Origin of the sequence: Brevundimonas sp. NPDC007368 (assembly GCF_042869015.1) — a bacterium.
Lineage (GTDB): Bacteria > Pseudomonadota > Alphaproteobacteria > Caulobacterales > Caulobacteraceae > Brevundimonas.
The window spans coordinates 387,495-393,572 of sequence record NZ_JBIAFA010000001.1; the positions used below are offsets into that span (position 1 = coordinate 387,495).

Annotated in this window: 5 protein-coding genes; 3 read left to right on the plus strand and 2 right to left on the minus strand. The window is 70.2% G+C overall.

The window, feature by feature from the left end:
- Positions 1-27: 27 nt before the first annotated feature.
- Together ACFYLW_RS01920 and ACFYLW_RS01925 are read right to left on the minus strand one after the other, a co-directional pair.
- Positions 28-372: a hypothetical protein gene (locus tag ACFYLW_RS01920; protein ID WP_390182619.1), complete on the minus strand. Its 345-nt coding sequence runs from the start codon at positions 370-372 to the stop codon at positions 28-30.
- A 2-nt stretch (positions 373-374) separates the two neighbouring features.
- Positions 375-761, minus strand: a complete 387-nt coding sequence (locus ACFYLW_RS01925; protein WP_292084241.1) for a response regulator — start codon at positions 759-761, stop codon at positions 375-377.
- 178 nt (positions 762-939) lie between these two features.
- Between ACFYLW_RS01925 and ACFYLW_RS01930 the strand changes: the two genes are divergently transcribed.
- Genes ACFYLW_RS01930 through ACFYLW_RS01940 form a run of 3 tightly spaced genes read left to right on the plus strand, consistent with a single transcriptional unit; the run spans position 940 to position 5,808 of the window.
- Positions 940-3,726, plus strand: coding sequence for a hybrid sensor histidine kinase/response regulator (locus ACFYLW_RS01930; protein WP_390182621.1), 2,787 nt, complete (start codon positions 940-942; stop codon positions 3,724-3,726).
- Positions 3,723-4,187, plus strand: coding sequence for a chemotaxis protein CheW (locus ACFYLW_RS01935; RefSeq protein ID WP_292084239.1), 465 nt, complete (start codon positions 3,723-3,725; stop codon positions 4,185-4,187). The genes ACFYLW_RS01930 and ACFYLW_RS01935 overlap by 4 nt, the downstream gene beginning before the upstream one ends.
- A 22-nt stretch (positions 4,188-4,209) precedes the next feature.
- On the plus strand, positions 4,210-5,808 hold the full coding sequence (locus ACFYLW_RS01940) for a methyl-accepting chemotaxis protein (RefSeq protein ID WP_390182623.1): 1,599 nt from the start codon (positions 4,210-4,212) through the stop codon (positions 5,806-5,808).
- Positions 5,809-6,078 lie beyond the last annotated feature (270 nt).

The following is a 6,078-nucleotide window of genomic DNA, read 5'->3' on the forward strand; positions in this document are numbered from 1 at the left end:
GACGGCTTGGCAAGCCTTGAAGCGGCCTTATCTCGCCATCAGGGCGTCCGCCGCCGACTGGTTCAGGCCCGTCTCGCCCGCCAGCGCCGGGCCGTTCAGCAGGGCGGCGTCGGGACATTCTTGTGAACTCCGGGGCGGAGCCTTGCGTCCTGTCAGGGCGGTCAGCAGCCGGTCGATCCTCTGGTCGGCCAGGTCCTGAAAACTGCAGGCGGCGAGGATGCGGTGAAAGCTCGCCGTCACCGCCTCGGCGTCCATCGGCTCGATCCCCGTCAGGGTCAGACCCTGCTCGGCGGCGGACAGCAGATCGTCGGCGGCCATCGCCAGTTCGCGTCGCAGATGATCGATCTCGGCCAGGATCTGTTGCGGGGTCATGATCAGATCTCGCCCACGACCGAGGTCAGCTTCTGCTTCAGCACAGCCAGGGTGAAGGGCTTGATGACGTAGTTGTTCACCCCGGCCTGTCGCGCGGCGATGACGTTCTCGACCTTGGCTTCGGCGGTGACCATGACGAAGGGGGTCTTCTTCGTGCGTTCCTCGGCGCGGACCTGTTTCAGCAGCTCCAGCCCGGTGACCGGCTGCATGTTCCAGTCCGACAGCACCAGGCCGTAGGTCTTCTCCTTCAGCAGGGCCATGGCCGCCGCCCCGTCGGGCGCATCATCGACGTTGACGAAGCCCAGCTGGTTCAGCATCCCCCGTACGATCCGCACCATCGACTTGTAGTCGTCCACCACCAGGACGTTCATGCTCTTGTCCGCGGCCATTCTATTCCTCGTTGCACAGGCGCGGCCATACAGGCCGCTGTGATTGAAGGACGCGCCGAGCCCTCAGGGGCGGCGATACAGCTTTAAGGTGTATTCGCTTAAGCTTAGATTAACCGATTTCCCTTGAAAGTTGTGTCCGACAGAAGCGGTTCCGCCGCTCTCGGGGGGATGATCGAGCGTGGACGACGTCATCATCGAATTCGTGTCCGAAGCCCGCGAGGGCATCGAGGCCGTGGACGCCAAGCTGGTCCGCTTCGAGCAGACGCCGGACGACCCGGACCTGCTGGGCGACATCTTCCGCCTGATCCACAGCCTCAAGGGCGGCTCAGGCTTCCTCGGCCTGATGCGGCTGCAGAGCGTGACCCATGCCGCCGAGAACGTTCTGGGCCTCTATCGTGACGGGACCCTGGCGGTTGATGGGCCTTCCGTCACCGCCATCCTCGACGCGGTGGACGTGGTCCGCGCCGTGATCGAGGGCCTGGCCGAAACCGGCGTAGAGCCCGAGGGCGACGACCGCGCCCTGATCGCGCGGCTGGACCGTATCTACGCGGGCGACAGCACCCCGGCGGCGACCGCGTCTGCCGCGTCGCGCTCCCTGCTGGAACGGGTCGGCGGCGAGGCCACGCTGGACGCCGCCTGCGAGGGCGCGCTGGCCGGTCTGGTTGCGTCGCCCGACACCGGCCCTCTGTTCGCCGGGATCGATCTGGACCGGGTGCAGGCCGAATGGCGCGAGGCCCTGTGCGGCGTCGCCCGCGCCACGGCGGCGCCCGGCGCCTTGCAACGCGCCCTGGCCGAGACCTTCGGCGAGGCCCTGGCATCGCGTGAAGCCGCCTTCGTTCAGGCCGTGCGTCAGAGCCTGATCGAGCTGGAAGCCGAGGCCGAGGCGGTCGAAGCCCTGCTGGCCGCGCCGCCTGCCGAGCGCGAGGCCGAGCCGTCGCGCGCCGATCGCGCCGAGCTGGCCAAGGGTCCCCAGACCATCCGCGTCGGCGTCGAGACCCTGGAAGGCCTGATGACCATGGTCAGCGAGCTGGTGCTGATCCGCAACCAACTGATCCAGACCCTGCGCGACCAGCCCGAGACGCCCTTCGCCGGGCCCCTGCATCGCCTGAACCAAGTGACCAGCGAACTGCAGGAAGGGGTGATGACCACCCGGATGCAGCCGATCAGCGGCGCCTGGGCCAAGCTGCCGCGACTGGTGCGCGACCTGGCCTCGGACCTGGGCAAGCGCATCGACCTGGTCATGACCGGCGAGGACACAGAGCTGGACCGACAGGTCATGGAGCTGATCCGCGACCCCCTGACCCACATGATCCGCAACGCCGCCGACCACGGGCTGGAAACGCCCGAGCAGCGTCGCGCGGCGGGCAAGCCCGAGATCGGCCGCATCACTCTGTCAGCCCGGCATGAGGGCGGGGCCATCCTGATCGAGATGGCCGATGACGGGCGCGGCCTGCCCGCCGCCCGCATCCGCGCCAAGGCGCTGGACGTCGGCCTGATCAATCCCGCGCAGGCGGCGGCGATGAGCGACGCCGAGGCGCGCCAGCTGATCTTCCTGCCCGGTTTCTCGACCGCCGCCTCGGTGACGGCAGTGTCGGGACGCGGCGTCGGCATGGACGTGGTGCGCACCAATATCGAGGCCATTGGCGGGGCCGTCGAGCTGGCCTCCGTCGAGGGGCAGGGGACGCGCTTCACGATCCGCATCCCCCTGACGCTCAGCATCATCGCCGGGCTGGTGGTGGAATGCTGCGGCGAGCGCTTCGCCATGCCCCAGGCCAGCATCATCGAACTGGTCAGCGCCAATGGAACGGCGGGTCGCCGCATCGAACAGATCAACGGCGCCGAGGTGCTGCGCCTGCGCGACCGGTTGTTGCCTCTGGTGTCCCTGCAAGCCCTGCTGGGGCTGGAGGCGCCCGAAGGGCCGCGCGGCGAGGCTTGCATTGTCGTGGCCCGGGTCGGGGCTTTCGACTTCGGCGTCATCGTCGACCGGGTGTTCGACACGGAGGAGATCGTGGTCAAGCCGACAGCCTCGATCCTGCGTCACCTGAAGCTCTATTCCGGGGCCACCATCCTCGGGGACGGGGCGGTCATCATGATCCTGGACTTCAAGGGCATGGCGGTCGAGGCGGGCGCGGGGGCCCTGCTGAACGGCGGCGACGAGGTCCTGATCGAAGCCGCGACCGGCGAGGCGGACGCCGAGGCCCTGCTGGTCTTCCGCGCCGCCGACGACGGGTTGAAGGCCGCGCCGCTGGCGGGCGTGGCGCGCATCGAGGAATTGGAGCCCTCGATGCTGGAATGGGCCGACGGGCGCTCGCTGGTCCAGTATCGCGGCCAACTGATGCCGGTGCTGGGCGCCGACGGGGCGGCCCTGTCGCGCGCGCCTGAGGCCAAGCGGCCCCTGCTGGTCTTTTCGCGCGGGGCGCGCAGTCTGGGCCTGATGGCCGAGGAGATCGTCGACATCATCGAGGCGACGGCGAGCGCCGAACTGACGGGGGCCTCCACCGGGGTCAGCGGCAGCCTGGTGGTGGCGGGCCGGGCCACCGAGCTGATCGACGTGGACTTCTACTGGCGGCGCTGCGACGGCGAGGTCGGGCGGGAGGGCGAGGCGGCCGTTCCGCCCGCGCCCGCCCGCGTCCCCAAGCGTCTGCTGGTCGTGGATGACAGCCCCTTCGTGCGGATGCTGCTGGGGCCGTTGCTGGGCCAGGCGGGCTATGATGTCGAGGTGGCTTCCGATCCCGAGGCGGCGCTGGCGCTTCACGACGCGGGCGCAGCCTTCGACCTCATCCTGGCCGACACCAGCCCTGCCGGATCGACGGCGCGGCGGATGGCGACCGCCTTTGGTCGCGCCTCGGCCTGGCACGCCACGCCCCTGCTGGGCCTGGGCGCCGCCTTCCTCAGCGGCCCGCCGCAGGAGGCCCTGCTCAGCGAGGTGGCCGAAGTCCTTTCCAACGATCAGGAGGCCGCATGAGCCCTGCTTCGACAGACCCTTCGCTCGAAGGCTTCGTCTCGGTGCGCGTCGGCGAGCAGATGATCGGGGTGCCCCTGCTGCGGGTGCAGGACGTGATCGCCCCGGTGCGGATCGACCGCGTGCCTCTGGCCCCGTTCGAGGTGGCCGGGTCGCTGAACCTGCGCGGGCGCATCATCACCGCGGTGGACATGCGCCGCCGCCTGGGCCTGCCGCCGCGCGAGGTCGGCCAGCCCCACATGAGCGTCATCGTCGAACGCGGCGGCGAGCTTTACGCGCTTCAGGTCGAGGACGTCGGCGACGTCCTGTGGCTGGACCGCGCGGCCAGGGAGCCTCTGCCCGTCACCCTGGCCCCCGAATGGCGGACCCTGTGCGACGGCCTCTACCGCCACGACGACGCGTCCCTGCTGATCCTCAACATCGAACAGACCTTCACCCTGTCCGCCCCGGCCGCTGCGGCCTGAACGGACCACCAAGGAGCCTGCCATGTCGCGCACCGCCGCCGCCGCTAAAGCTGCTGAGAGCCTGGACGATCTGATCGTGGCCGGGCCCGAGGACGATCCCGACGCCTTCGCCCGCGCGGTGGTGCGGTCCACCTCGGCCGCCCTGATGATGGTCGACCGCGACCTGACCATCATCGACCTGAACGACGCCACACGCGCCCTGCTCAGGGCCAACGAGGCCGCCTTCGCCCGCGCCTTCCCCGGGGTGGCGCTGGACCGGATGGTCGGGACCTCCATCGACGTCTTCCACAAGGACCCATCGCACCAGCGCGCCATGCTGGCCCACCCCCTGGCTCGCCCGCACATCGCCGAGATCAGCGTCGGCGACCTGAGGTTCGCGCTCCGGGTCATGTCGGTGCTGGACGCCGGCGGCGACTACGTCGGCAATGTGCTGGAGTGGAACGACGTCACCGAGCTGCGCAAGCACGCCGGGATGCTGGAGGCGCTCAGCAAGGCCCAGGCGGTGATCGAGTTTAGCCTGGACGGCGTGATCCAGAGCGCCAACGGCAATTTCCTGAGCACTACCGGCTATCGGCTGGAGGAGATCGTCGGCCGCCATCACTCCATGTTCGTCGACCCCGCCGAGGTGCAGTCCGGCGCCTATCGCGCCTTCTGGGAGAAGCTGGGGCGCGGCGAATACGACGCCGGTCAGTACCGTCGGGTCGGCAAGGACGGGCGCGAGGTCTGGCTGCAGGCCAGCTACAACCCCATCCTCGACGCGCGCGGCACGCCGCTCAAGGTGGTCAAGTTCGCCACCGACATCAGCGCCCAGAAACAGGTGGCGGCGCGGGTGACGGAAATCTCGGGCATCGTCGCCTCGGCGGCTTCGCAGATGCGGGCCACGGCCGAGGGCATGGCGGGCACTGCCGAGGAAACCACGCGCCAGGCCGGGTCGGTGACGGCGGCGGCGGAGGTCACCTCGGTCAACGTCCAGACCGTCTCCTCGGCGGGCGAGGAACTGACCGCCTCCATCGCCGAGATCGCGCGGCAGGTGGCCGAGTCCAGCAGCATCTCGCAGCACGCCGTGACCGAGGCCGACCGCACCAGCGAGGCCATCCGCACCCTGGCCGACGCCGCGCAGAAGATCGGCAATGTCGTCACCCTGATCAACGACATCGCCGGCCAGACCAAGCTTCTGGCGCTCAACGCCACCATCGAGGCGGCGCGGGCGGGCGAGGCGGGCAAGGGCTTCGCCGTCGTGGCCTCGGAGGTGAAGAGCCTGTCGGATCAGACGGCGCGGGCGACGCACGAAATCTCGTCCCAGGTGGCGGCCATGCAGTCGGCGACCCAGACCTCGGTCGGGGCCATCGGCAGCATCACCGACACCATCCGCAAGGTGGCCGACATCGCCTCGGCCATCGCCGGGGCGGTCGAGGAGCAGTCCGCCGCCACCCGCGAGATCGCCGCCAACGTCGCCCAGGTGGCCGAGGGCACGCGCCAGGTCTCGACCAGCATCGCCGGGGTCAACGCCGCCGCCGTGCAGACCAGCGACGCCTCGTCGGAACTGCTCAACGCCTCGGGTGAACTGGCCCGCCAGGCCGAAGCCTTGACGGCGGAAATGGATCGCCTCGCCGCCGCCTGAGCCCCCGAGGGCCGCGACGGGACGAAGAGGGGGCGAAGGCGCGCGACACGCCTTCGCCCCCTAAGTCACTCTTCAATCCTCCCTTGTCGCGCAGCGACGGGGGAGGGGGACCGCGAAGCGGTGGAGGGGGCGAGCGGCGAGTGCTGCGTTCTAATAGTCAGAGCTTGAGCATGAGGTGGGGGGGGGGCCCCCCCCCCCCCGCCGGGGGGCCCCCCCCCCCCCCCCCCCCGGCGGGGGGGGGGGGCCCCCCCCCGGGGGCCCCCCCCCCCC

What these genes read in the sequence shown, in the direction of transcription:
- ACFYLW_RS01920 (WP_390182619.1), bottom strand. Translation starts at nt 372, where the DNA reads ATGACCCCGCAACAGATCCTGGCCGAGATCGATCATCTGCGACGCGAA.
- ACFYLW_RS01925 (WP_292084241.1), bottom strand. Translation starts at nt 761, where the DNA reads ATGGCCGCGGACAAGAGCATGAACGTCCTGGTGGTGGACGACTACAAG.
- ACFYLW_RS01935 (WP_292084239.1), top strand. Translation starts at nt 3,723, where the DNA reads ATGAGCCCTGCTTCGACAGACCCTTCGCTCGAAGGCTTCGTCTCGGTG.
- ACFYLW_RS01940 (WP_390182623.1), top strand. Translation starts at nt 4,210, where the DNA reads ATGTCGCGCACCGCCGCCGCCGCTAAAGCTGCTGAGAGCCTGGACGAT.